This is a genomic window from Sutcliffiella halmapala, assembly GCF_050107295.1.
Lineage (GTDB): Bacteria > Bacillota > Bacilli > Bacillales > Bacillaceae_I > Sutcliffiella_A > Sutcliffiella_A halmapala_A.
In genome coordinates this window covers 165,870-189,460 of record NZ_JBNIKR010000010.1, presented here as the reverse complement: position 1 = coordinate 189,460, position 23,591 = coordinate 165,870, and the positions used below count along the sequence as shown (strand labels likewise).

Below are 23,591 nucleotides of genomic sequence, written 5' to 3'. Positions count from 1 at the left end.
AGCATCTTCTAATTCTTGTTGGAGTGTTTGGCATTGCTCGTTTGAGTTAAATAATTCCTGCTGGACTGTTTGGCATTGGTGCTGTGATTCTTCCAATTCTTGTTGAATAGTTTGGCATTGTTCTTTGTAGTCGTCTAATTCGTGTTGGACGGCTTGGTATTGAACCTTCATTTCAGCTAATTCTTGCTGCACTATTTGGCATTGCTGCTGTGATTCTTCCAATTCTTGTTGAATCGAGTGGAGTTGATGTGCCGAGTTACTAAGTTCTTGGTGGACTGTGTGTAGCTGCGATCTTGTTTCAGCCAATTCTTCTTGTGTAGCGTGCAGTTGTATTTTTGATTCCGTCAATTCATTTTGGACTTCGCCAAGCTGCTCTTCAGTTTCATTGCATTTATTTTCCAAGCTTTGTATAGAATATCTACAACTCTCAATCGTTTCAAGATGCTGTTTATTTTCCTGTTCAAGCTTTATTCTTATGGCTTCAAGCTCTTTAGAATTCCCCGATTCCGTTTCCAGCTTTTGAATAGTGGCAGCGTAGTTTGTTAGCTCTTCCTGAATAAGGGCCAATTCCCTTTTGAGCTTTTTCTTCCTTTCCAAGGCGGCCTCACAGCTTTTGTGCTCTTCCTTCCATTTAGTCTCCAATTTTTTATTCGCTGATTCTAATTTTTCAATCTTTTCCTTCCATTGATCCCGCTCTTCCTGCCAGGCGTGGTTTTCAGCTTCTAATTTTTTAATATAATCTATATCCTTCACTTTTTGCAGGTCCGCCTGCAGTCGTTTCACTTCCGCTCCTAGATGAATCAGCTTCTGCTGCAGTATTACGACATTATCATTATTGAAACTTTTCATTTATCTGCAACCTCCTTTAAAACGTTCCTCTTACAAGTAATTCTCTCAAGCTTAGAAATATTACAGCTTTTTATTCAAAAATGAAATTCGGGCTTTTGTCTCTGCACACTTACCTACAAAATTCATACTATACATTAGTCCCGTAACCCAAATGGGTATTAAATGAATAGGAGGAGTTTTTAGTGAATCATAAAGAAACTGAGAGAGTCTGCATTAAGACTCGTAAGGTTTACGACTGGGTTTCACGTCAAGTTGACGTTGCTGTAAAAAGCATCTGCAACTCAGATTTAGATGGACTATTTGCTTGTGACCTTGAACATGATGATGATGCGAATATTGCTGATATCCTGTGTGATGCAAAGGTTGGCGGCTTAGCCGTAGAATGCTTTTTGTCCGATGAACATGGTCATAAAATCAATGCCATGGCACATCATCACCACCGCCACCACAAAGGGTTAATATGCAAGGAAATCGAACAACCGAATGGGCGTCCTGATGTAGAGGTAACACTTCCAGACGGAACAGAAGTAATCCTGCAACGTGTGAAAGTATTAATCAAGGGGTTTGTAACGGTTCACCTTGTAAATGCAGCTGGCCATGTAGTTTGCTGCTCCAAAGCCATCCCATTTGCAACAATCCAAACATTCCTGCTATGTGCACCGGAAGGAACTGAGCTTGACTGTCACGTAACATTCTTTGAGTGTGATTCCAACTTGATCGCAACTCCAGACTTTGCACAATTAGATGTAGCGTTAACTCTTTGCTTGGATATTCAAATGGAAGCAGACGTAAAATTGGAAATCGAGGCAAAAATCTGCCGTCCACGTGAAGAAATTTTGGAAGGCTTAATGTGCCCAGTAAAAGAATTCCCGCCACAATGTCCGGAAATCTTCCCAGCACATAAAAGACCAAGATAACAACCATCATACAAACTTTTAACAGGCCAACAACATTCGGGTCACACTGAGTGATGTTGGCTGTTTTATTATTGTATAATGGATGATTTATTATTGAATGGAACTTCCTTACATAGACTGTAATATGGAAAGTCAGAGGAGGTTAAAAGAAGCGATGAATAATAACGAGCAGGACTTATTCAAAACTCAGCAGCAGGTGATCTATTACCGCGCTGAGGTTTCCAAATACAAGAACCGAATTGCAGAGCTAAAGCAGGAGCTTGAAAAGGAAGCGATTCGCAATAGATATCTTCAGACGAAAATAAGGGAATTAAAACAGCAGCACATAAAGACCTCCTCCCTCGAACTCGAGCAATTGCGAAAAAAAGTTTTGGAGCTGGAAGTCGAATTGGAGGAAGAAAAAGCGCTTCAGGAAAATATGCAGAATTTCTCCATAATAGAAGAAAAGGAACCGAGCCTTTTCAGTTACTTCAATTATTCCATCCTCTTGCCCTATGAAGGAGAAACAACTCTAACTGTCATCAGCGACTTGACGATTGTCAACACCGGAGTAACTGAACTCGAGGATATGATTGTTTGCCTTAAAATAACCCCCTTGGAAAACGTTGTGTTATCAGGGAAGATTACAAATCCTAAGCTTCTCCAACACACTGGACAGGATCGGCCCGCAGCTGACTGGATCTACGCAACAGAGGATTGGAAGGAGAAAATCAGGAATACAGGAGAATACTGGATCCGTTCCTATCAAAAGCCAAATCTATCCCAAGGGGAGCAGGTTACTTTTCAGAATTTTGAAATCCTCATCGATAAGACCAGCATTTCCTCAAAAATTACCATTGAAGCATTCATTTATTGTAAAGGTATGTCCCCCTTGCCTAGCAAAAACAAAATAATACTAAGTGTATGATAGGCAAAACTACTAATTGACAAGAAAAAAAGGCGCTTGTACTAAGAGATTCGCCCGCTCCAAATAGTCTCCCGGGAATACATTAATGTAGGATGAAAAATTCCTAAACCAAAATTGAGAGGGAGGCAAAAGATATGAGTTTATACTATGAGTATAAGTCATGTTGCAGTAAGAAGGATGATAAGAAGGACGATCACAAAAAAGACCATGACAAATGCAAGCAGGATTGCTTCTGTGGTAAGTTCATCTGGAAATATGTAGGAGAATATGTAACTGTATTCTTCAAAGGCGGTCCTGAATTAGGGGTTACAGGTTTACTTGCATGTATTGACGAATGCCACGGTTTAATTACACTCGTTCAAACTGATGCAGATACAACTGACCTACTTGGTCCTACTATTCAACACATCTGCTGCGATAAAGTTACATCTATCGCTAGAACACCTTTCGTACCTGGCGTGTAATAATGTTTCCGTAGATTACTCTCATCGAGTAATCTACGGTTTTTTTTATTATGAATTTACTTTGAAAAAGCTGTATACCCAAGGTCTGAATATCTCTTCTTTGGAATTGTATTTAGAGCTTGAGACCCTTCTACTCAAAGTACGTTTTAATTCCATATTATTGTCACCATGACCAAAATAACGAAGAACAAGTGGTTCATCTATATGTTGAAAAGGAATGTTCAGTTTTCTTAAATACAACTTCACTTTAGGATGAATTCTTAGATTAAGGATTGTAAATTTTTTGGCATCTCCGTTTCTTCTAGGAAACTCATCATTAGTAAAGTAAAATATTGCACAGCTTCCACAATTCCGATAAAAATTATTTAGGATCCATATCTTTTGCTTATATTGATTGATCATAATCCCTTTGTTAATCACAAAAGCTTTTGTCAGTGGAAATGAATTAATATACTCAATAAACCTATAATGGATCCAATCGTCCGCGTCCAAGGCCATAAAGTAACCTGAGAACCCTTCATTTTTCAAATATTTCCCTATCACAAGCCTCTTTCTCATTTTATCTCTTGTAAATTCTTGAGGATTGGACGGTGGAGAAAAAGTTACCGGTATCCAAACCACCTTCTTATGCAACAGTTCCTCAATATCCGGTTTCTCATGACCGGCAATGATGATTCGGTAATTATCATACGTATTATTAAGGATAGATCGAATCGTTTTCGCCAAATTTTGCTGAACGACATCCCATTTTTTAGACACCTTTTTGCTTTTCAATGAAATGGCAAAGATTATCGGAATATTATTATCATCCATTCCCTTTTTTTTCCGCTGATCAATCCTTACATCCACATTTTTCATTTGTTCCATTAAAGTGCTTATTTTCTTCACCCACTTTATCCAATTTTATAACATAATTTATCTTTATACATTATTCAGAACTGAACCATAATGTTATTAAGAGAATATTTCTATTTTATTTGGACAGTTGAACTATTACTTTTCATAGCTTATAAGAATAGAATACTATCATGTAGAAGCTTTTTTTAAAATATGGAGGGAGGAAAGTTCATTGATTTCATTAATTGCTTGCACTATAAGAGATGAAATGTTAGAAAACATATTTAATAATTTCTATCGCCAACTATGGAAAGAAAAAGAATTAATAATAGTTTTAAATAATGACCAAATGAATAAAGAAATATGGGACAAACAAGCTAAAATGCAAAAAAATATAAGAGTGTATAAAATACCCGAACATAACACATTAGGTGATAGCTTGAATTTTGGAATTGAGAAATCTAATTATAATATTGTAGCAAAAATTGACGATGATGATTACTATTCTCCCTATTATTTAACAGAAGCAATGAAAATTTTTCAGACTACAAATGCGCAATTAGTCGGAAAAGGTAAATCTTTTATGTATTTTGAAGCCGAAAAATTGTTACAGTTAAGGGTACTTGGAAATGAGAATATGGCAGGTAAAAGTTCTCTTAAAGGAGGAACTCTTATCTTCAGAAAAGAAATTTATCCTAAAATAAAATTCCCCTCCAGAATTGGATCAGGAACCGATAGTTCTTTTGTTATATTATGTAAAAAAGCAAACATTAAGTTTTATTGTACTAGTAGGTACAATTATGTCTATGTAAGAAAAACTAATAGTAAGCTCCATACCTTTAAATGCTCAAATAAACAATTAATTAGAAGCAGTAAATATATAACAAAAACAACTAATTATGTACCTATAATCACAAAAAAACTAGGACTGATTATATAAAATCATTAATTTGAGGTGAACTTGTTGACATGAAAAAAGTACTCTATTTAGGTTGGCTTGGACATACAAATCTAGGTGACGAATTGATGTGGGATGTTTTTCGCCAACAGTTTTTTAAATTAGCTAACACTAAAAAATTTGAATTATATTCTTCAGACAGACAACGATTATTTAAACTAAAGAAAAAAAAGCACCTATTAAGACATTTTGATGTCATCGTATTAGGAGGTGGCTCATTACTCACCCCGAGCTATATTAACATTTTGTATAATGCTATAAATGTGAATAAAAATGTTGAAATTATTATCTGGGGTAGTGGAATAGATTTTATCGAAAAAGAACAATTGAATTTAATAAATCCCAAAATAGGTTTTGATAGCCGCCGAAACAATAAGGAGTTCAATATTTTCCCAAATCGTTTTTTTATTAATAAATTACAGAAAGTTATAAATCACTCTAAATATGTAGCATTACGAGGCCCATACACGTTTCAGGCACTGAAATTAATGGGTATAAATCTTGATAAAGTAATTATTTCTGGAGATCCCGGAATATTAGTTAAAGGAAATTTTGCAAATAATACAAGTGGTGAAAAAATTGTAGCTATCAATTGGGGTACAGCAAAAAACAAAATATATGGTAAGAATGAATTATATATTGAAGAAGAATTGGTTAAAGTGGCAATAAAATTAATAGGATTAGGATATCAAATTTGTATTTTTCCTGTAATGGATAATGATATTTATCCCTGCAAACAGTTATACAAAAAAATAAATGATCAAGTTAATGTACGAGTAATTACGAAACTCAAAAATCAATATGAAACCGCTAAATTATTTAGAACTTGTAACTTTTCCATTAACTTTAAATTGCATGCAAATGTACTTTCAGCTGTTGCTGAAATCCCCTTTATCTCATTAGGATATCGATTTAAATCATTTGATTTTTCAAAGTCAGTCGGTTTAGAAAAGCTAGTAATTGCAACCGATGATTCAAACTTAAGCGAAAAAATACTAGAGGTTGCAAATTATATTGTAGACCATCACAATAAACCTCATAATCTAATGAAAAATATGCAAAAACACAAACTAGAAACCAAAACAAAATTAGATAGTGCATTCTCTTTATTTAAATAAACTTAGTCTAAATATGTAATTATTACGACTACCTACAGAAGTAGGTAGTCCGTTTTTTATATGAAGATTGGTTCTGGCAAAAAAACAAATCTACTCAATTATGAAATTAAAAACCCGACTTTTGGAAACTTGTTATTACCTAAAATTCGGGTTGAAACTTTTTATTATCTTTGATCAATGTATATCTATAATTCTACAATTCCTATCCTTTTATCAATAGAAACACTCGTTTGTACCCTCTTATCATTAGCTATTTCTATCCAGCAACTTCTCATCTCTTCTGAAAAGCTAATATCGTCGAATACTAGTATACTTCCTTGTTTTGACTTTTTCATAATCAGTTCAAATTGAGGAATTAAGAACTCTCTCGTATGAATCGCATCGATAAAAGCAATATTAATTCTTTTTAATGGATCCAAGACATCTTCTATATTCTCTTCAAAGGTACCATTTATTAATCTAAACCTTTTTCCTATTAGAGATAGATTTTTTGCTGCAATGGAAGCCCATTTTTGGTTCGGTTCAAATGTCAGTAATTCTCCATATTCATTTTGCTCTATACCACTTAGCCAATACATTCCTGAGACACCAAAAGCAGTACCAAATTCAACAATTATTTCTGGCTTATATTGTCTTGTAAACCAAGAATAAAAATTCCCGAGCTTTTTACTGGTACGTACCTGATTTGGTAGACGGAAGGCATTTTGTTGGTTATAACGTTCCCATAATTTTTGCTTTCCCATCTTTTGAGTGGATAGGGAAATTTTTTCAATTGCATTAGTATTTTTATCATTATATGAAAATATATCTTTTGAAAATAAATTTTTATATAACCACGAATCAGTATCTTTTTTTATCCATGTTAGATTCATAATACACCTCTTGTATCATTTATTATTTTTACATTATTTAACTCTATATTGATCGAATAATGAGGAATTTACCTTTGATCCAGCTACGTTGTAATCTCCTCCTGAGACATTATGATTAAATCTTTTTCATGGTACTATTATTATTTCCAGAAGCAACAACTTAAAATACTAAATGGATATGAATTAGTGAGTATTGTCTTTCAATGTTCTGTAGGTAAACTATTTTATACTGATGTGGTTTAACTGCCAATTGAAAATAGGATTCTATTACATTATTTCTATTTAAAGAATTCAAAAATCATTATAGAGAAATAGAGGACAACGCTACTCCACAAATACCAAAAAATTCCTATCTAAGCCGAATCTCTTTTTTTAATTTATTCCACATAAAGTTGATATAATAATGTTGTCCTAATAGAATTTTCTTTGTCCTAGTATTTCACCCTGACTTTCGTTGCCATTATCAAATACTATTTTTTTACAATTTTATCTAGGTATTCAATGGTATTTATAACAGCTTCAAGACGAGCAACTTCTCTTTTTTTTGAGTCTTTTTCCAAAACTCTTCTACCTGAAGACAATCTGGCAACCCATCCTGCTTTGTCAAATTGTCTTGATTCTTTTGATAGTGGAAGTCTATTGCGATCCCAAGGGTCATCTTTCCACCTATTCCAATTTCCAGGGACACCTAGCCTCCATAATAATTCCACCTTATCTCTACGTCCGTAGTAAAATTCTTCGTTAAATTCTTCGTTTGAGTCCTTCCTAAAAATTATCTGAGGTTCATCTACTGCTTTCGGCTTTATATTTTTAAATAATTCTTCGTTTGATGTTACTCTTGCCATTGGTACAACAAAATATTTATTATGATAAGAATTATTTACACTTTTGTATATATTTTCCCATGCAGATAACTTTATAAAACAGTTCCCATCCCATGGTAGAATCCATTGGGCATTTTTCTTACCATCTTTTAATGCAACATTTCTCGCTCCATTTACATTCATTACATAATTAATTTTATGTCTGTACTTTGCAGTAAGCAGCCGTTTTTCTTGGGTTTGTGATAAATTTTTCTGATTAGAGATTATTTCATCATCATTTTCAATTTTCATATATTCATCTTTATTAAATGGGATAATAATATATTTTTGTTTGTGCTTTTCTAGTAATTCAGTAATTGAAAGCTGTATTTCATCTTGGAAAATACGATTAACTACCCATTTTTTTTCACAGTTTACTAGCTTTGGTTCATTTTCGAGAATAAATTTAAGGTTCTGAAGTGTTTGACCTGTTTTATGCCTTGGAAATAAATCATTTCCCAATATTCGATAAAGAATAAATGATTGTGATGGGGGATTCTTTTTATGGATTCTATTTTTTTTCTTGCTGTTCTTTCTCTTATTCTGCTTGGCATCTTTATTAATTTGAGAATATGTTTTCTTTCTTTTCCTATTATCAACTATTTCCCTTTTAACTTTATATTTATCGTCCATCCTTCTCCTCCTAATCTACTAATGTCTCACATGACTAGTTAAATGGTTCCTCCATTTGATTAAGAATAAAATTTTCCGCCTATATTTCTTCTTAAATATTTGACATTTATTGCTCTCCTCTTCTGCAATGTATTGTAGTATATTCATTACTCCTTAAAATTGCTTGTACAGGAGATATAAGTATAAGCACATTTTTTAGGATATATAATTTGCTGAAAAGAATAGGTTCTCGTGGTTTAGATTTATATCTAGTTAAATTGTTATTTATTGGGATTCAAAACATATTAAAAGGTGTAAGAATCGGGTGCATTAACAAGGCTTTGAAAATTTGTTTGTAAAAGGCACTTAAATTGTTGTTTTTAATTCATGTAATGTAAACAAAAGGGCATTTAATAACTTACTTTACAAGTACAAAATCTATCCATTTGAATAAATTAATAAAGTAACCAAAACCCACTACGATTGGAGGCATACAATAATGGGTGTTATCTATATAGAAAGATCATTATGCAGCCAAAATGTGACAGGTTCACGTCGCTGCAGTTGTTCAAGTTGTAATCCTGGAACAGATACATTCCCTAACCCTTCTCCTACATCGCCTATCAGACAACTTGCTGAAAGGCTAAGAATTGCAGAAAATAGAATTTCAGAGAATACCGCACGAATTGTTGAATTGGAAGCAGAGGTAGATCAAATAAATGGTGAGACTGGAGAAGTTCAACAATTCTTCGAAGCGAATATGAATGAAGAGGTAGCAGTCTCTACTTCATTTGGCGTTGTTTCAGGAATGGTGGAAACTGTTGGTGTTGATGTAGCTGTTGTTGTTGAAGAGAATGGTGATATTGTCCTTGTTCCTTTTACAAGTGTGACAACTGTATGATTTTTGATGATGGGAGGCTAGTACTGTGACATTTGCTGAGATACTATCACAATATTTAAATAGAAATTTGGAGGTCTATTTACCGAATCAATTTCTTGAAGGTGTTCTTCAGGCGGTTAACGGCAGTTCTTTTGTATTGGAAGTGCAAAACGGTTCCTATGTGGATCCGTCAGAGCTCGTAACCATTTTCTTGGACAATGTGGAAGGGATCCGTGTGTTGAATGGTGTGACGAATTAAGGGAGTAGATTGGCGGTGATATACCGCCTTACTCTTACATATCCAATTCCTGTTCCAGCCATTTTCTCCATGCAGCAAATTTATTCCCGACTGAAGCTGAAATACTGTTCCTTCTAAGCCTTCGGTGATATAGTACTTGATCGATATGCTCCACAGAAAATTGGGTAGCTAATACACATGCGATATAGACATCTTCAAAAAGTCTGCCATCATAAATATCATGTACCCTCCATCCTCCAACACTTCGAAGAGATGACACCCGGTATATCCTCGGTGCTAATGGAATTGCATTCTCCAAGTATTTATACATATGGAAATCAGCTGGACCTCTCCTTACTCCAGCATAAAAGACTTTCTTATCCCTGCTCCTTTCCCTCCATTCAAGATAATTTCCATAAATGAATCCGGTCTTGTTTGATATTTTTTCGATAAAAAGGGTTACGTGTGTCAAACAATCCCAATCAAGCCAATCGTCTGCATCTAGTTCGAGGAACCATTGTCCTCGAGCTTTCTCCAATGCCCGATTCAGGCAGGCTGCTTTTCCTTTATTGTATTCTTCCTGAATGATCTGTATGTTCGGGGTATGGGCATAAAGCTGCAGGATATCCTTCGTTTCATCCGTCGACCAATCATCCACAATGATTAATTCCCAATTCTCCATTGTTTGGGAAAGGACACTTTCTATTGCACTTACTAAATACTCTCCGGTGTTGTATGTGCATATTACGATGGAGAAAAAAGGCATCCTGTTTACTGTATTTTTCGTCTCCATATCAGTTATACGTCTACACCCCCGTTAAGACCATACATACTATAGACTATGACCTTTTGGAAACTTTTAGTATCCAAAACTGGAGGGAAGCGGGATGGACATCATCATTTACCCCCCAACGATTGATTGGAGCTTTATGAAGCAGAGGCCACAACAGCTGATGCAGCAATTTGGTGAACAAAGGTATTTAGTTTTTTATTGTAATAGGACACAACAGGAATTGGCCACGGAAGAAATCTCGCCTAATCTCTTTCTTGTTCATTACCATGATCAGTGGCTAAAGGAAGAGTTACCGGTTCTTCGGAAAAAGTACAACGTCCGTGTTGGGGTGTGGTGCTCCTGGTCCAGTCTTGCCGATACAATTTCTCAATATGAAGCGGATTGGGTTGTCTATGATTGTGTGGACGAATTCGCTGAGTGGCTGAAATTTGAAAAAGAAATGATAAATATTGCAGATGCAGTTGTGTGTACGGCACAGAGGATCTGCACACGACTGAAACGCGTATATCCGGAAAAAAGAGTGGAATTGATTCGAAACGCCTATGACAGCAATATGGAACTTCACTTTCGATCAGCCAGTAGTAATCATGAGAAGAAAGTAATAGGGTATATCGGGGCTTGGGCTCCCTGGGTGGATGAAGGGTTGGTGGCAAGGCTTGCTGGCAGTCTGCGAGATGTGGAAATTGTCATAGTAGGTATTGAATTCGGCAGAAAATTCACCCTGAATCGCTTTCCGAATGTCACTTATCTGGGACACCTGCCACACGCAGAGCTCGCTTCACAAATGGACCGTTTCTCAGTCTGCATTATTCCCTTTCGAATTACACCTGTTACCCTTGCGACAAATCCTGTCAAAATGTATGAATACCTTGCAACAGGAAAGCCTGTTGTTTCCACCCCTCTACCGGAATGCCTTCTTCAGCAAGATCTCATAGATATCGGAATCACCCATTCCGAATTTATTCACAAGGTCAGAACGAGACTAGCCGATCCTGGAAGTTCTCAAGAAAGAATAGATTTTTCATTGAACAATACATGGGAACATCGAGTTAAACAAGCAATCACTCTCATTGATTCCCTCTCTAAAAAACAATGAAAGGACCTTGCAGATGAAAATTGCCGTAATTGTAGGAACCCGACCTGAACTGATTAAAATGGCCGTATTCATTAAGGAATTGAAAAAACGGGACTCCTCCCACCTTTTTATTCATTCAGGGCAGCATTATGATTATCAAATGGATGGCATGGTATCTGATTTGTTTCAACTCCCTGAACCGGATTATAATTTTGCAGTCGGTTCTGGCTCCCATGCCAGCACAACAGCCAGCATTCTTTTGAAGATGGAAGAAGTCATACTGAAGGAAAAAATCGATAAAATCGTGGTACATGGAGATACGAATACAACACTTGCTGCCAGCCTCGCTGCCGCAAAGACACTTACACCGATTGCCCATGTAGAAGCGGGACTCAGAAGCTATGATAAAACGATGCCCGAGGAGATTAATCGCATACTTGTCGATAATCTTTCCACTTATTTATTTTGCCCCACCCGTGAAGCTGTCAGCAACCTGAAAAAAGAAAGGATTACAAAAGGGCTTCACCTTACAGGACAAACGATTGTAGATGCAGTGGATTATATAAGGAATCAGCAGTTGGTAGATGTTATGGAAAAATATAATCTCCGTACTAAGGAATATATTTTTATAACCGTTCATCGCCAGGAAAATACGGATAAACCTGAACGATTGGCTTCCATCGTCTCTTGCTTCGAAGATCTTGCCAGACAGGATACCTTCAAGCTAGTCATCGCCATGCATCCTAGAACAAAGAAAATGCTCATTTATCATGATATGTATCAAAGACTGCAGGATGACTCTAATATCCTACTAATAGACCCTTCCCCTACTTTCTATGAAACCATTCATCTACAACATCACGCAAAACTGATTCTTACTGACAGTGGAGGCCTACAGGAGGAATCCTGTATCATGGGTACTCCTTGTGTGACATTAAGAGAAAATACAGAACGGCCAGAAACAGTGGAATGCGGCGCCAACATTATTGCCGGCTACCATAAACCCTCCATTCTTCAAGCAGTTCAGGATAGCTTAACAAAGAATAATGACTGGACGCATCCATACGGCCAGGTTGGAGTAAGCAATCAAATTATCGATATCATTCTAAACTAAACACTCTAGAGGTGAAATATGGCACTAATTATTTATCCTCCCACCATTGACTGGACATATATGAGGCAGCGCCCACAGCATCTTATGAATCAATTTGCCAAAGATGCTCATACCGTCCTTTTTTTAAATAAAAGCAATCACCAAGGTAACCTCTTGGAGGAAGTGGAACAAAACCTATTTGTTATCAACCACGCCCAGTTCTTTCTGGACCACATTCAGCCTCTGTTAACAGAAAAGAAGCTGTATTGGACCTCATGGAGCAAAAAGATACCTTTTGCACGGGACTTTCAGGCATCCCATACCGTCTATGATTGCGTAGATGACTTTCCAGAGTGGGAAGAGGAAGAGAAAAAATGGATACATGAAGTGGACTCTATCATTTGTACCGCTTCCCTTCTAATGAAAAAAATGAAAAAACTATCCCCATCAACACCTATCGCGCTAGTACCCAATGGCTGCGATTGGGAGTTTTTCCACGCTTCCCGAAGTATCTCTACAGATAGACTGGAAGGGCTGCCACAGGTACAAGGTCCAAAAATCGGGTATATTGGTGCATGGGCACCATGGGTGGATCAGGACATCATAGGAATACTAGCTGACAGGTTACCCACAGGTCAAATCCTAATTGTCGGTCCCATGTTAACTCCGGAAAAAATCGATAAACCGAATATCCACTACTTAGGATATAGAGACTATCAGGAACTGCCTGCCATCCTAGCTTATTTTGATATTTGTATCATTCCTTTTAAACTTAATCGAATCACCGAAAGTACGAACCCTGTAAAGGTTTATGAGTATTTGTCTGCTGGAAAATCGGTTGTTTCCACCAACCTTCCCGAATTAAAAAAAATGAAGCCTTATGTGGATATCGGAGCTACTCCTGAAGTATTTGCTTCCTTGGTTTCCAAGGCTATTAAATACAGAAAAAATCCATCCTATCTAGCAAGCTACGCAAAGCAATTCAGTTGGGAAGAACGTTACAAGTCTATCATTCAGTCAATAACCAATAATTTTCCTGATGTGGACATAAAGGATCCCCATACACCTATTCTATTAAGGTCATCCAATTTCGAGATAGAAGAACATCCATTTAATCACAGCACAGTAAATTCCTATTATGAGACTAAAAATCTTCAACAGGATCCACCATTTATCGGTGAGAAGCCTCTTGGTGTATACCAATGCTATCTACAGTCTCCCAAATATGACAGACCTTTTGACTATCAGCACATCTATTTGGATTTCGATATGTCATACCCGCAAGAATTGGAAGAAGTAAAGGTTGCCATCAGCTATACACTGGAAACTTGGAATCCCGAAACCATCACCTTTGAAAATAAGCCAGCAGTGATTCCTTATAAAGAATTGACTTGGAAGGAAGGAATCAATACAACCTATTCCGTGGAAATAACAGAATTAGTCTCCAATCTGGGTAGATTGCCTAATTTCCACTTATCAAGCTCCACCATTTGTCATATTCGCCTAGGCAACCCTCGACTCAGCTTCTTTAAAAAAATATGAATGAGGTGAAAATATAATGAGAATAGGTATTGCAGGTTATTACGGACAAGGGAATTTTGGTGATGAGCTCTTTTTGGACACGTATAAACAGGTTTTTCATGATCATACTGTTTTCCCCATCATTATGCACATCGATAAATACAAATGCGACAGGATCATTGTGGGTGGCGGGGATCTTATCATTCCTTATTCCTATAATGATTTCTACTTTCCGGCTGAATTGGCTACTTTACCATATTGGGTATATGGCGTCGGCATAGTGGACTTCTATCCTCCCGAGACATGGCCACAAACAGAGGTGGAGAAATACCGGAGTATCATTTCCACCTCCCAAGGTTTATATGTAAGAGATCCCAACTCAGAAAGACTAGCAAACTATATGAAGCTTAATAAAGTAATTAAACAGGTACCGGATATCGCTTTCAGTTTTAAACAGCCTCATTTTCCTATTATTAAAAAAGTGAATAAAAAAAATGTGGGAGTTTGCAGCTTTGCCTACAATGAATTTCCTTTAGAGAAAATGGCCAAAATCCTCTCCACCCTTTCCAGTAAGGAATTCCAGCTCTCCCTCATTGCAGTCGTGGACAAAAGGAATACATTTTCAGACTTTGACACCTGCAGAAAACTTAAAGAAAGAATCCTCTTTCACAATCCTCATGCAGATGTTGTGATAGTGGACTATAAATACCTGGATGTCACATACAGTCATATTCAAGCGTTGGATTTTCTCGTATCATTTAAGCTTCACCCTTCCCTTGTTGGAATTCGCAATCTTGTTCCCACGTTTTGCCTAAGTAAATTGAGTAAAGTAAGAAGCCTTCTGAATGAGTTTGATCTTAACGAGTATTATGCCGACTATGATGAATCGGAAGAAATACTCAAGGGAAAACTGGAACATTTATTGCAAAATGGTCAAGCCAGGTTGAAACAGCTTTCCGATAAGGTGAAACAGGTAGAGAAGTTAAGCGACGTCTCACTCGCTGCATTAAAGAATGAAATCGAATCTGCAATTAGTAAATAAGAAAAGGCTGACTCTTATTAAATAAGGTCAGCCTTTCTTTATTGTTTATATACCGATCACGTGAATTTCCTTGATTTCCTTTATCGTTAAAAATATGGATTCAGGAATATTTGGTGTATTTACTGCCAGGATTTCGTTATGATAGCCCTCCACTTTCCCTATATATTCCCGCTCTGTTGTTATGATTTTGCACATTTTCTTATGAGCATCCATAGGGGGCCCCACCAAATAATGAATCTTTTCCTCGAGTGATAAGGTAAAAAACGGTTTCTTCATTTTTTTGGTCTCTTCCCCTGCATTTTTCCCCCTTTGTTTGGAAGACACAGCCTTTTCTTCTTCCATCCTACGTTTTGCATTCTCTGCTTTCCTTTTTTTTACCTCTAGCAGCAAGGAACTCTGCATCGCAGCATCTACATTCGAATTGGTTATGGTATGAATATAAAGTAGCGGCTCATGCTTTATTTTATCTGTATGTTTCTTCACTTTTGGCACCTCCAAATTCTCCACTCATCTTTTATATGTATGCATGAAGCCTGTCTCTTTTTCCGGGAAAACAAGTGCCAGGCAATTACCTGGCAGCGATTAGTCAGACCTTTTTTCTAGCTGATGAATCCGATTGATTAAAGCAATATATTCTTCGGTTCTTCCGATATCATATCGCTGACTATTAACAACCTTTCCATAGCAGTCTTCCACCGCTAAAAGCTCCTTGATGGCATCTGTCAGCTGAATTTCTTCGCCTTCCTTTGATATGGCTTTTTCAAGCATGGTAAAGATATTCGGAGTAAACACATATCTCCCTATAACGGCATGATTGGACGGAGCCTTGTTTTTCGGTTTCTCTACGATCCCATCTAAATGGAATAAACCCGGCTTTGTTTCAGCCCCACTGATGACACCATAATTCTTTAAGAGAGACTCCTCCACCTCTTTCACACCCACCACGGATCTTTTTGTCTCATTATAGGAATCGATGAGCTGCTTTAAAGCTGGATCCTTCTGGGAAACCATAATATCGTCCGGTAGCAATACTGCAAAAGGTTCATTTCCTATAAAGGTTTTGCCAAGCCTTATCGCATCCCCCAACCCTTTGGCGTAGGGTTGCCGAACATAATGGAGCGGTACGGATGGGATGGGGATCAAATCTATGAGATGCTGTTTATTTTCCCTTTCCAGAAAGGCTTCGAGCTCCAAGGAATGGTCAAAATAGTCCACAATCATATTTTTCTTTCTTGATACAATCAATAGTATCTCTTCTATTCCTGATTCGATCGCTTCTTCGACAACATAGTGGATCGCAGGTTTAACACCGATTGGAAACATTTCTTTTGGCAGCACTTTTGTGATGGGCAAGCTGCGAGTGCCATACCCTGCCGCTGGAATTATCGCTTTTTTAACCACAATTAACCCCTCAAATCCTGCGTTTTTTTTATCCTATTCAATTACTGAATTCAAGAAACTTGTCTTCACAGCTATTCGTTCCCATTTTTCCTCTCCTTTTACATTTGGGCTGGGTTTTCGTCACAAGTCAACATTGTCCTTTAATAAGATATAAAGGATATTTCACAGTGTTAGTTGTGATGAGGGGAGTGTCATTCTTGGAAATTTGCATTATCGGAGCAGGTTATGTAGGTCTTACCACCACGGCGGTCTTAGCTGAGTTCGGTCATACCGTTTATTGTATAGATGTGAATGAAAAAAAAATAAATGACCTAAAGCGGGGTAAAGTCCCCATTTTTGAACAGCAGCTTGAAGAGCTCCTTCAAAAGAATAAGGGGAATATCTCATTCACCACAGATATAGCGGCATCCATAGATAAATGTACCGTTATATTTGTTACTGTGGGAACCCCGAGCAGAGAGGACGGGAGTACAGATCTGACCTATCTGTACTCTGCATTTGATGATATTGCCCTAGGTTTAACAAAGTTTAAAACCATCATCATCAAAAGCACCGTCCCTCCTGGTACCAATAAAAGCATGAATGAATACTTGGCGGATAAAGGAATCTCCGCATCTTTATTTAATATTGTTTCAAATCCTGAATTCCTGAGGGAGGGATCTGCCATCCATGATATGTTTCATCCGGACAAAACAGTCATTGGATTGGGGGATGGTGACAAGGTTTCGGAAGCCATCGCAAAAGAAATCTATCAGAACCTGGATGCTCCCCTTCTAATAACAAACTGGAATGGAGCGGAAATGATCAAGTATGCATCCAACGCGTTTCTTGCGACGAAGATTTCCTTCATCAATGAAATGGCACGGGTGTGTGAGGCTTATGATGCAGATGTAACGGAAGTTGCAAAGGGTTTGGGGACTGATCCTCGGATTGGTGCATTATTCCTGCAGGCAGGGATCGGGTATGGGGGATCCTGCTTTCCGAAAGATCTTCAGTCGCTTAACTTTTCTGCTTCCGTCAAGTCAGTGCATACCCCCATCCTTGAAGCGGTCCAGTTGATTAACAGCACACAAATAGATTCCTATATCAATAAGCTTTTAGAACATCTGTCTCTATTAAAAGATAAAAGGATAACCGTACTGGGTGTTGCTTTTAAACCTCATACAGATGATATTAGACACTCACCCGCCATCGAGCTGATAACCCGTCTTTACTCGCTTGGCGCGGATGTTCATGTGTTTGACCCCAAGGCACATCTCCCTATTGGTAAGCGCCATTTAGCTACACAGCATAAAACATTGAAATCCTCCTATCTGGACTCCGAAGCCATTGTTATCGCAACCGATTGGCCAGAGATACGCCGATTGGACTGGAACCATGTCAAAGTGTCACTTAAGGGAGATCTTATTCTTGATGGCAGAAACTGTGTCGATAAGAAAGAAGTCGAACAGCACGGACTTGTCTATAAAGGAGTGGGCCGAAGATGAAAATTCTTGTAACTGGTGCCGCAGGGTTTGTCGGTTCTTATCTTTGTGAAAGGCTACTGGAGGAACCTTTTTATCATGTTACCGGGGTCGATACATTCATTGGTCCAACTCCACCTTCATTCAAAAGGAAAAATTTACAAAACCTGTTGAAGCATCCACGATTCTGCTTTATCCAAGAAAATTTATTGGATACGGACCTCGAACAGCTTCTAGAAGGAGTGGATGCTATCTATCATCTCTCAGCCATACCAGGTGTCCGTTCCAGCTGGGGGGATGAGTTTGCACCATATATGTACAACAATATCCTTGCCACACAAAAACTGTTGGAATCGGTGAAAGACATAAATATTAAACGGTTCATTTACATCTCCACGTCCTCCGTTTATGGAGAAAAAGTGGGCAAAGTCACTGAGGATGCAGTTCTTAATCCCCTTTCCCCATATGGAATCACCAAGCTTACCGGGGAGCAATTGTGCAGGGTGTATGAAAACAGCTTTGGTCTTCCACTTGTAGTGCTGCGATATTTTACTGTCTACGGACCAAAACAGCGACCCGACATGGCCTTTCATCGCTTCATGAGGCAGCTAATAACCAACCAGCCGATAACCGTATTCGGGGACGGATTGCAGACACGGGACTTTACGTATATCGATGATTGCATAGCCGCCACGAAAACGGCGCTGACAGCTGATGGGGTGGTTGGTGAGACCATGAATATAGGCGGAAAAGAACGCTCTTCCATACTGGATATCATATCCACCCTAGAGCAGATTACCGGAAGGAAGGCATTGCTTTCGTTTTCCGGTAGATTGAAAGGAGAACCGAAGCATACATGGGCAGACATTTCAAAAGCAGAAAGACTACTCGAATATTCTCCTGCCATACCCTTAAAAGAAGGGCTAGAAAAAGAATGGCTTTATATTCAGGAGCTTTACAGACCGAATCCGACGTAAAACTTGCCATCATCTGTACAGAAAAGCTGCCATCACCAGCCGTCAAAGGTGGAGCCATCCAGATGATGATCGACGGCGTCACCCCATTTCTAAAAGAAAAATACAAACTGACGATAATTTCTGTAGCAGACGAAGAACTTCCAGACAGCGAAACTGTAGATGGGGTACAATACATCCGCTTTCCAAGAAGCGAGTACCGGCAGCATGTTGCTAATGAACTACCTCGTCATCATTTTGATCTTATCCATGTCTGCAACCGTCCAAAAAACGTACTGCTTTATCACCAATCCTCTCCACAAAGCAAATTTGTACTAAGCCTTCATAATGAAATGTTTGCAGCCCATAAACTTACCGATGAAGAGGGAGCAAAAGTGGTGGAAACATTAAGTGCCATCACTACGGTGAGCAACTTTATCAAAAAGACTGTGGTGGAGCGTTTTCCAGAAGCAGAAGAGAAAATCAGCATCGTCTATTCAGGAGTTGACCTGGCATCTTTTCCCTTACGTAAAAGCAAGGAAGGGCAGCAAATTCGAAGCAATTTCCGTAAACGATATAATTTGGAAGATAAAAAAGTCATACTCTTTGTCGGCCGTTTAAGTAAAACAAAAGGTCCCCATATTCTGATTAAGTCATTGGAACAGTTGTTAAAAGTGCACAGGGACCTTGTATTGCTCGTGGTAGGCGGCAAATGGTTCAGTGACAACGGAATGAATAAGTATGTATACTCCCTCTACCAACAGGCCCTTCCTTTTAAAGAAAAAATAATTTTCACTAAATATATTCCAGCGGACTTCATCCATGAAGCCTTTCTTGGCGGAGATGTATTTGTTTGCAGCTCCCAATGGAATGAACCACTTGCAAGAGTCCACTATGAAGCGATGGCTGCCGGGATACCTGTTATCACCACAAATAGAGGCGGCAATGCGGAAGTAATTCTTGATCGATACAATGGTTTGATCATCGAAGACTACAACAAACCAAGTGCTTTCACAAAAGCAATCCACTACTGCCTGACCGAACCTGAGCTAACACGCTGGATGTGCCATAATGGCCGTAGATTCATTGAAATCAATTTCACCTACAAGCATGTATCAGATAGACTGATACGAGTCTACGACCATGTAATTTCTTCCGTGCCGCCTCTTTTCGAAACTTGACGAAACAACTGAAAGTGCCAGGAACTCTTAAAAGAGATCCTGGCACTTTCTTTATTACTTTATTCTTCTTCGTCTTCGTCGTCGTCGTCGTCGTCATCGTCGCCATCGTCGCCATCGTCAGCTTCGTCGTCATCGTCGTCGTCGCCATCGTCGTCATCGTCATCGTCGTCGTCGCCATCGTCGCCATCGTCGTCGTCATCGTCGTCATCGTCGTCGCCATCGTCGCCATCGTCGTCGTCGTCATCGTCGTCGCCATCGTCGCCATCGTCGTCATCGTCGTCGTCATCGTCGTCGCCATCGTCGTCATCGTCGTCGCCATCGTCGCCATCGTCGTCATCGTCGTCATCGTCATCGTCATCGTCGTTATCGTCGTCGCCATCGTCGCCATCGTCGCCATCGTCGTCATCGTCGTCGTCATCGTCGTCGTCGTCATCGTTGTCGTTGCTTTCTGCTTCTACTTCTTCCTCCTCCTCTTCGTCCTCTTCATAATCCTCTTCGGTCCCATCATTGTACTCAACAGCGATTTTCACTTCAGAAACATCGCCATCCTTTAAAGCTTTTAGTACTGCTTTTAAAGCTTCTTCAGAATTCAAATCGGGATTCAAGCTAAATCCGTTTTCGAAATCCAGCTTCAGCTTTGCTTTACGCACTTCATTTGTCATCCTTATCACTCCTACTTTATCTATATAATTATTAATATATAAATAACATATGCTAGAGTATCCGAATTTGATGAGTAACATTAGCGGATTTATTTCCTATTTTTTTTGGTTTTGGACAATACCGGCGAGATCCAAGGCATTTTCAAGGACGTTTCTTTAATGATAATGGTGACTTTCTTTTGAGGAGGCTCGGGAACTTCCATAATTTCTTCTACAACCTCTTCCTCAGCAACTTCTTCTGCAGCTTCTTCTGCAACTTCTTCTGGAATTTCTTCTGCAACTTCCTCTGGAACTTTTTCTGCAGCTTCTTCTGCAACTTCCTCTGGAACTTTTTCTTCCAGTTCTGGCTCCTCGATTATGATTTCTGGAACTTCTTCCAATTTCCCTTCAGTAGCGGGCATAGATTTGGCCGTATGCTTTGCTTTTAACTCTCCACTCAATGAAAATTCCACTAATTGAATTCCTTTTAATGAATCCAGCTGTGAATTGACTGTGGACTCATTGAGAACAAGCTGGTCGGGATTTTCCAACAGCTGTTCATACTCCGCCATATTCCAACCCATTGGGCCTGGAGGGGAGAAAGTGAATTTCTCCAGCTCCAGCTTTGGTATTTTTGGACTTTCTGACATTTATTTTCCCTCCCCATGACCAGATATGATTTCTCCGTAAATGGAAGGATACCTCTTCAGGAAATCACCCTTGGACTGTTCAAGAGCGATGATGTTCTGCAATGCCCAGATATATTTTTCATCGGACCACGATCTTTTTTGCGCCAGAAAGTACTTATGGCCGATTGCACAAAAAAGATGCGGAAATAATAGATCCATGTTGAGCACTTTATAATAATTTTCAGATAAAGAATTTGTTTTATGATATGCCCGAAGAAGATCAAACACGAGATGATCATCCCACACCGAAAACTTTTTCATCATCTTATTTAAAAGGATTCGAAGATCTCTTGTTGGCAGGTCATACGTAATGGAGTGTAGCTCCTTCATGAAGGGTGCACCATCTACTTCCGTGAATCTAGCCAAGGTAAAATCCTGCTGGCAGAACCCTTTAAGGCTGCTTACCTCTTTGGATACTTCCAGATAGACCGGTTCATCCAGTGCTGCTAATGCCTGCTTTGCACGCTGAATCATTTCATCTACATGCTCAAGAAAAAGCAGGGAAAAAGCATCGGTCGGATACGACTCGGCAATCGTTTTATTCCCTTCCAGTTCCTGAAGCTTCCAGCGGAACAGTTTATGCCATTTTCCCAATCTACCGCGTGTTTTGCTATCTTCAGCCGGTATATACCCTTTGGATGCTTGATAGAAATCCCCTGCAAATTCCATAGCCTTCAGCATCTGTTCTTTGTTGTAGTAGATGACTTCATTGCCTTCCACTTTGTCGTAGAGCACATACCCAAATGAACCCGCACCGATGCAGATTCCCCCATTTTTTGTTTCATGAATTGGCGTAATTGCTAATCCATTATTATGCAAATGCTGATGCGCACCTGCTATAAATAGCATTCTCTCAGGCTTCATGCTTGCCTGTTTCAATATTTTCTTTCCTTCCGTGGTATCCACTTCCCACGTCGTTCTTCCACTTCTACTCGAAAGCAGTCTCACATCATTTACCTCAAAAGGATAAAATTCCAGTACCTGCTGCAAGTGATGCTGTTCCACCTCTCGATGCTCTTCCACCTCTCGATGCTCTTCCACCTCTCGATGCTCTTCCACAAGACATCACCTTTCTTTCTTATTTTTTTACTGCTTCTTCGTACACAGCCAGCAAGTTATTCTCTACATTTTTCCAAGAGAATTCCCTTTCTACCTTGCTCCGGCCATATTTGCCCATACTTTCGCGGTTGTTTGCATTGTGGAGTAAAGAATTGATGACTTTTGCATAGCTTTCCGGGTTTTCAAAGTCGGATATGACATGACCATTACGGCCTTCATCTATAACTTCCGGATTTCCTCCCCTTTTACTTGTCACGACAGGCAACCCTGCAGCCATTGCTTCATAGTGAACACGTGCAAGTGGTTCCTGCCATTGGGACGAACAAACGAAAACATCAGACATGGCAAATAATTTCGGAATATCAACCGGTTTGACAAATTTTATAAATGTTACGTACTCGGGATACATCGCCCCCAAGGTATATAGATGCTTTACATAGTTATTGATATTGTCATCCCCGAACCACTTGGATCCGATAAAGACCATCATGACATTGGGATGTTCCCGAATAATGGAAGGCAGAGCCTGCAAAAGAACATGAGGTCCCTTTACCTTACTTAATCTTCCGACAAACAGAATCACCTTTTTATTCGTCAGATCCAGCTCTTCCCGAACCTGATTTCTTGCCTGTTTCCCTTTTGGTGTCCACAATGGCTGAAACGTATCAAGGTCCACTCCAGAATAAACGGTCCGAACTTTGGATTTAGCAAAAGGAAATCGGTCTGTGATGGTTCTTCCAATAAAATCACTTACCGTAACAACCTTTGAAACAAGGTTCAAGCATTCCTTTCCTTCGGCATCACTCAATTTTTCATAGGTGAACATTTCATTATGGACACTTAAAACAATCTTTGTTTGTGGAGCCGCATCCTTAACCTGCTTCACCCAAGTTGGTCTATTACATAAATGGATCACGTCATAGTTTTCCTGGCTGATATGAGAAAGAATGGAAGGAAGGTACTTCTTTTCGTCGAAACGGATATAGCGGACAGGCCCTCTTCTTTCTTGCTGCTCCAGCTCTTCATGCTGTATGGATAAAATTGTGACATCATGCTTTGCACCAATTATTTTTGCAACAGAATCAATATAGATCTGTATCGCACCACCACGAATAGCCGGTACTGGAAGCTTTTCTGTTGCAATATATGCAATTTTCATATGTTA

General features: G+C 38.8%; 25 protein-coding genes. 15 read left to right on the top strand and 10 right to left on the bottom strand.

Annotation, left to right across the window (positions count from 1 at the left end):
- On the bottom strand, positions 1–849 hold an 849-nt coding region (locus ACQCT5_RS17100), incomplete at its 3' end, for a hypothetical protein (protein ID WP_499643445.1).
- Between the two features lie 182 nt (positions 850–1,031).
- On the opposite strand from ACQCT5_RS17100, the gene ACQCT5_RS17095 reads away from it, so the two are divergent.
- From ACQCT5_RS17095 to ACQCT5_RS17085, 3 genes are all read left to right on the top strand, one after another.
- Entirely contained in the window at positions 1,032–1,766 is a 735-nt protein-coding gene (locus tag ACQCT5_RS17095) for a BMQ_0737 family morphogenetic spore coat protein (protein ID WP_499643443.1), read from the top strand.
- Between the two features lie 154 nt (positions 1,767–1,920).
- A complete protein-coding gene (locus ACQCT5_RS17090; RefSeq protein WP_499643441.1) occupies positions 1,921–2,673 on the top strand; it encodes a hypothetical protein in 753 nt (250 codons plus the stop codon).
- 134 nt (positions 2,674–2,807) lie between these two features.
- Positions 2,808–3,137, top strand: coding sequence for a hypothetical protein (locus ACQCT5_RS17085; protein WP_499643439.1), 330 nt, complete (start codon positions 2,808–2,810; stop codon positions 3,135–3,137).
- A 48-nt stretch (positions 3,138–3,185) separates the two neighbouring features.
- Here the strand turns inward: ACQCT5_RS17085 and ACQCT5_RS17080 are convergent, their stop codons facing one another.
- Positions 3,186–4,025: a glycosyltransferase family A protein gene (locus ACQCT5_RS17080; protein WP_499643437.1), complete on the bottom strand. Its 840-nt coding sequence runs from the start codon at positions 4,023–4,025 to the stop codon at positions 3,186–3,188.
- Positions 4,026–4,206: 181 nt separating this feature from the next.
- Between ACQCT5_RS17080 and ACQCT5_RS17075 the strand changes: the two genes are divergently transcribed.
- Both ACQCT5_RS17075 and ACQCT5_RS17070 read left to right on the top strand, forming a co-directional pair.
- Positions 4,207–4,914, top strand: a complete 708-nt coding sequence (locus tag ACQCT5_RS17075) for a glycosyltransferase (protein WP_499643435.1) — start codon at positions 4,207–4,209, stop codon at positions 4,912–4,914.
- Between the two features lie 29 nt (positions 4,915–4,943).
- Positions 4,944–6,050, top strand: coding sequence for a polysaccharide pyruvyl transferase family protein (locus ACQCT5_RS17070; RefSeq protein WP_499643433.1), 1,107 nt, complete (start codon positions 4,944–4,946; stop codon positions 6,048–6,050).
- Between the two features lie 185 nt (positions 6,051–6,235).
- Here the strand turns inward: ACQCT5_RS17070 and ACQCT5_RS17065 are convergent, their stop codons facing one another.
- A complete protein-coding gene (locus ACQCT5_RS17065; RefSeq protein WP_499643431.1) occupies positions 6,236–6,922 on the bottom strand; it encodes an O-methyltransferase in 687 nt (228 codons plus the stop codon).
- 470 nt (positions 6,923–7,392) lie between these two features.
- Positions 7,393–8,418 carry a hypothetical protein gene (locus ACQCT5_RS17060; protein WP_499643429.1) on the bottom strand — a complete coding sequence of 342 codons (1,026 nt, stop codon included), beginning with the start codon at positions 8,416–8,418 and terminating at the stop codon, positions 7,393–7,395.
- Positions 8,419–8,896: 478 nt separating this feature from the next.
- On the opposite strand from ACQCT5_RS17060, the gene ACQCT5_RS17055 reads away from it, so the two are divergent.
- Together ACQCT5_RS17055 and ACQCT5_RS17050 are read left to right on the top strand one after the other, a co-directional pair.
- A complete protein-coding gene (locus ACQCT5_RS17055; protein ID WP_499643427.1) occupies positions 8,897–9,298 on the top strand; it encodes a hypothetical protein in 402 nt (133 codons plus the stop codon).
- 25 nt (positions 9,299–9,323) lie between these two features.
- Positions 9,324–9,536, top strand: a complete 213-nt coding sequence (locus ACQCT5_RS17050) for a hypothetical protein (RefSeq protein WP_499643425.1) — start codon at positions 9,324–9,326, stop codon at positions 9,534–9,536.
- A gap of 34 nt (positions 9,537–9,570) precedes the next feature.
- Here ACQCT5_RS17050 and ACQCT5_RS17045 read toward each other — a convergent pair whose 3' ends face one another.
- Positions 9,571–10,308 carry a glycosyltransferase family 2 protein gene (locus ACQCT5_RS17045; protein ID WP_499643423.1) on the bottom strand — a complete coding sequence of 246 codons (738 nt, stop codon included), beginning with the start codon at positions 10,306–10,308 and terminating at the stop codon, positions 9,571–9,573.
- Between the two features lie 94 nt (positions 10,309–10,402).
- On the opposite strand from ACQCT5_RS17045, the gene ACQCT5_RS17040 reads away from it, so the two are divergent.
- The 4 genes from ACQCT5_RS17040 to ACQCT5_RS17025 are packed head-to-tail and all read left to right on the top strand — an operon-like array spanning position 10,403 to position 15,039.
- On the top strand, positions 10,403–11,404 hold the full coding sequence (locus ACQCT5_RS17040) for a glycosyltransferase (RefSeq protein WP_499643421.1): 1,002 nt from the start codon (positions 10,403–10,405) through the stop codon (positions 11,402–11,404).
- Positions 11,405–11,417: 13 nt separating this feature from the next.
- Positions 11,418–12,497: a non-hydrolyzing UDP-N-acetylglucosamine 2-epimerase gene (gene wecB, locus ACQCT5_RS17035; RefSeq protein WP_499643419.1), complete on the top strand. Its 1,080-nt coding sequence runs from the start codon at positions 11,418–11,420 to the stop codon at positions 12,495–12,497.
- A gap of 18 nt (positions 12,498–12,515) precedes the next feature.
- The gene (locus ACQCT5_RS17030) at positions 12,516–14,018 is read left to right on the top strand and encodes a glycosyltransferase (RefSeq protein WP_499643417.1); all 1,503 of its coding nucleotides are present in this window, start codon (positions 12,516–12,518) and stop codon (positions 14,016–14,018) included.
- A 16-nt stretch (positions 14,019–14,034) separates the two neighbouring features.
- A complete protein-coding gene (locus ACQCT5_RS17025) occupies positions 14,035–15,039 on the top strand; it encodes a polysaccharide pyruvyl transferase family protein (RefSeq protein ID WP_499643415.1) in 1,005 nt (334 codons plus the stop codon).
- A gap of 45 nt (positions 15,040–15,084) precedes the next feature.
- Here the strand turns inward: ACQCT5_RS17025 and ACQCT5_RS17020 are convergent, their stop codons facing one another.
- Together ACQCT5_RS17020 and ACQCT5_RS17015 are read right to left on the bottom strand one after the other, a co-directional pair.
- Positions 15,085–15,522 carry a CotO family spore coat protein gene (locus ACQCT5_RS17020; RefSeq protein ID WP_499643413.1) on the bottom strand — a complete coding sequence of 146 codons (438 nt, stop codon included), beginning with the start codon at positions 15,520–15,522 and terminating at the stop codon, positions 15,085–15,087.
- Positions 15,523–15,621: 99 nt separating this feature from the next.
- A complete protein-coding gene (locus ACQCT5_RS17015) occupies positions 15,622–16,440 on the bottom strand; it encodes a UTP--glucose-1-phosphate uridylyltransferase (protein ID WP_499643411.1) in 819 nt (272 codons plus the stop codon).
- A gap of 143 nt (positions 16,441–16,583) precedes the next feature.
- Between ACQCT5_RS17015 and ACQCT5_RS17010 the strand changes: the two genes are divergently transcribed.
- The 4 genes from ACQCT5_RS17010 to ACQCT5_RS16995 are packed head-to-tail and all read left to right on the top strand — an operon-like array spanning position 16,584 to position 20,591.
- A complete protein-coding gene (locus ACQCT5_RS17010; protein ID WP_499643470.1) occupies positions 16,584–17,927 on the top strand; it encodes a UDP-glucose dehydrogenase family protein in 1,344 nt (447 codons plus the stop codon).
- On the top strand, positions 17,924–18,880 hold the full coding sequence (locus ACQCT5_RS17005) for an NAD-dependent epimerase/dehydratase family protein (protein ID WP_499643410.1): 957 nt from the start codon (positions 17,924–17,926) through the stop codon (positions 18,878–18,880). The genes ACQCT5_RS17010 and ACQCT5_RS17005 overlap by 4 nt, the downstream gene beginning before the upstream one ends.
- Positions 18,838–20,037: a glycosyltransferase family 4 protein gene (locus ACQCT5_RS17000; protein ID WP_499643409.1), complete on the top strand. Its 1,200-nt coding sequence runs from the start codon at positions 18,838–18,840 to the stop codon at positions 20,035–20,037. Before ACQCT5_RS17005 ends, ACQCT5_RS17000 begins: the two co-directional genes overlap by 43 nt.
- Positions 20,038–20,051: 14 nt before the next feature.
- Positions 20,052–20,591 carry a hypothetical protein gene (locus ACQCT5_RS16995; RefSeq protein ID WP_499643407.1) on the top strand — a complete coding sequence of 180 codons (540 nt, stop codon included), beginning with the start codon at positions 20,052–20,054 and terminating at the stop codon, positions 20,589–20,591.
- 197 nt (positions 20,592–20,788) lie between these two features.
- On the opposite strand, the gene ACQCT5_RS16990 is transcribed toward ACQCT5_RS16995, so the two are convergent.
- From ACQCT5_RS16990 to ACQCT5_RS16980, 3 genes are read right to left on the bottom strand one after another with little or no spacing between them, the layout of a single operon-like run.
- Positions 20,789–21,328, bottom strand: coding sequence for a hypothetical protein (locus tag ACQCT5_RS16990; protein ID WP_499643406.1), 540 nt, complete (start codon positions 21,326–21,328; stop codon positions 20,789–20,791).
- Entirely contained in the window at positions 21,329–22,390 is a 1,062-nt protein-coding gene (locus ACQCT5_RS16985; RefSeq protein ID WP_499643468.1) for a CotS family spore coat protein, read from the bottom strand.
- 55 nt (positions 22,391–22,445) lie between these two features.
- Positions 22,446–23,585, bottom strand: a complete 1,140-nt coding sequence (locus tag ACQCT5_RS16980) for a glycosyltransferase family 4 protein (RefSeq protein WP_499643404.1) — start codon at positions 23,583–23,585, stop codon at positions 22,446–22,448.
- Positions 23,586–23,591 lie beyond the last annotated feature (6 nt).

Bases quoted from the DNA above. Each gene is read 5' to 3' on its own strand.
- ACQCT5_RS17085 (WP_499643439.1), top strand. From the start codon at position 2,808: ATGAGTTTATACTATGAGTATAAGTCATGTTGCAGTAAGAAGGATGAT.
- ACQCT5_RS17070 (WP_499643433.1), top strand. From the start codon at position 4,944: ATGAAAAAAGTACTCTATTTAGGTTGGCTTGGACATACAAATCTAGGT.
- ACQCT5_RS17005 (WP_499643410.1), top strand. From the start codon at position 17,924: ATGAAAATTCTTGTAACTGGTGCCGCAGGGTTTGTCGGTTCTTATCTT.
- ACQCT5_RS16990 (WP_499643406.1), bottom strand. From the start codon at position 21,328: ATGTCAGAAAGTCCAAAAATACCAAAGCTGGAGCTGGAGAAATTCACT.
- ACQCT5_RS17025 (WP_499643415.1), top strand. From the start codon at position 14,035: ATGAGAATAGGTATTGCAGGTTATTACGGACAAGGGAATTTTGGTGAT.
- wecB (WP_499643419.1), top strand. From the start codon at position 11,418: ATGAAAATTGCCGTAATTGTAGGAACCCGACCTGAACTGATTAAAATG.
- ACQCT5_RS17060 (WP_499643429.1), bottom strand. From the start codon at position 8,418: ATGGACGATAAATATAAAGTTAAAAGGGAAATAGTTGATAATAGGAAA.
- ACQCT5_RS17065 (WP_499643431.1), bottom strand. From the start codon at position 6,922: ATGAATCTAACATGGATAAAAAAAGATACTGATTCGTGGTTATATAAA.
- ACQCT5_RS17090 (WP_499643441.1), top strand. From the start codon at position 1,921: ATGAATAATAACGAGCAGGACTTATTCAAAACTCAGCAGCAGGTGATC.
- ACQCT5_RS16980 (WP_499643404.1), bottom strand. From the start codon at position 23,585: ATGAAAATTGCATATATTGCAACAGAAAAGCTTCCAGTACCGGCTATT.
- ACQCT5_RS17000 (WP_499643409.1), top strand. From the start codon at position 18,838: ATGGCTTTATATTCAGGAGCTTTACAGACCGAATCCGACGTAAAACTT.
- ACQCT5_RS17055 (WP_499643427.1), top strand. From the start codon at position 8,897: ATGGGTGTTATCTATATAGAAAGATCATTATGCAGCCAAAATGTGACA.
- ACQCT5_RS17045 (WP_499643423.1), bottom strand. From the start codon at position 10,308: ATGGAGACGAAAAATACAGTAAACAGGATGCCTTTTTTCTCCATCGTA.
- ACQCT5_RS17040 (WP_499643421.1), top strand. From the start codon at position 10,403: ATGGACATCATCATTTACCCCCCAACGATTGATTGGAGCTTTATGAAG.
- ACQCT5_RS17030 (WP_499643417.1), top strand. From the start codon at position 12,516: ATGGCACTAATTATTTATCCTCCCACCATTGACTGGACATATATGAGG.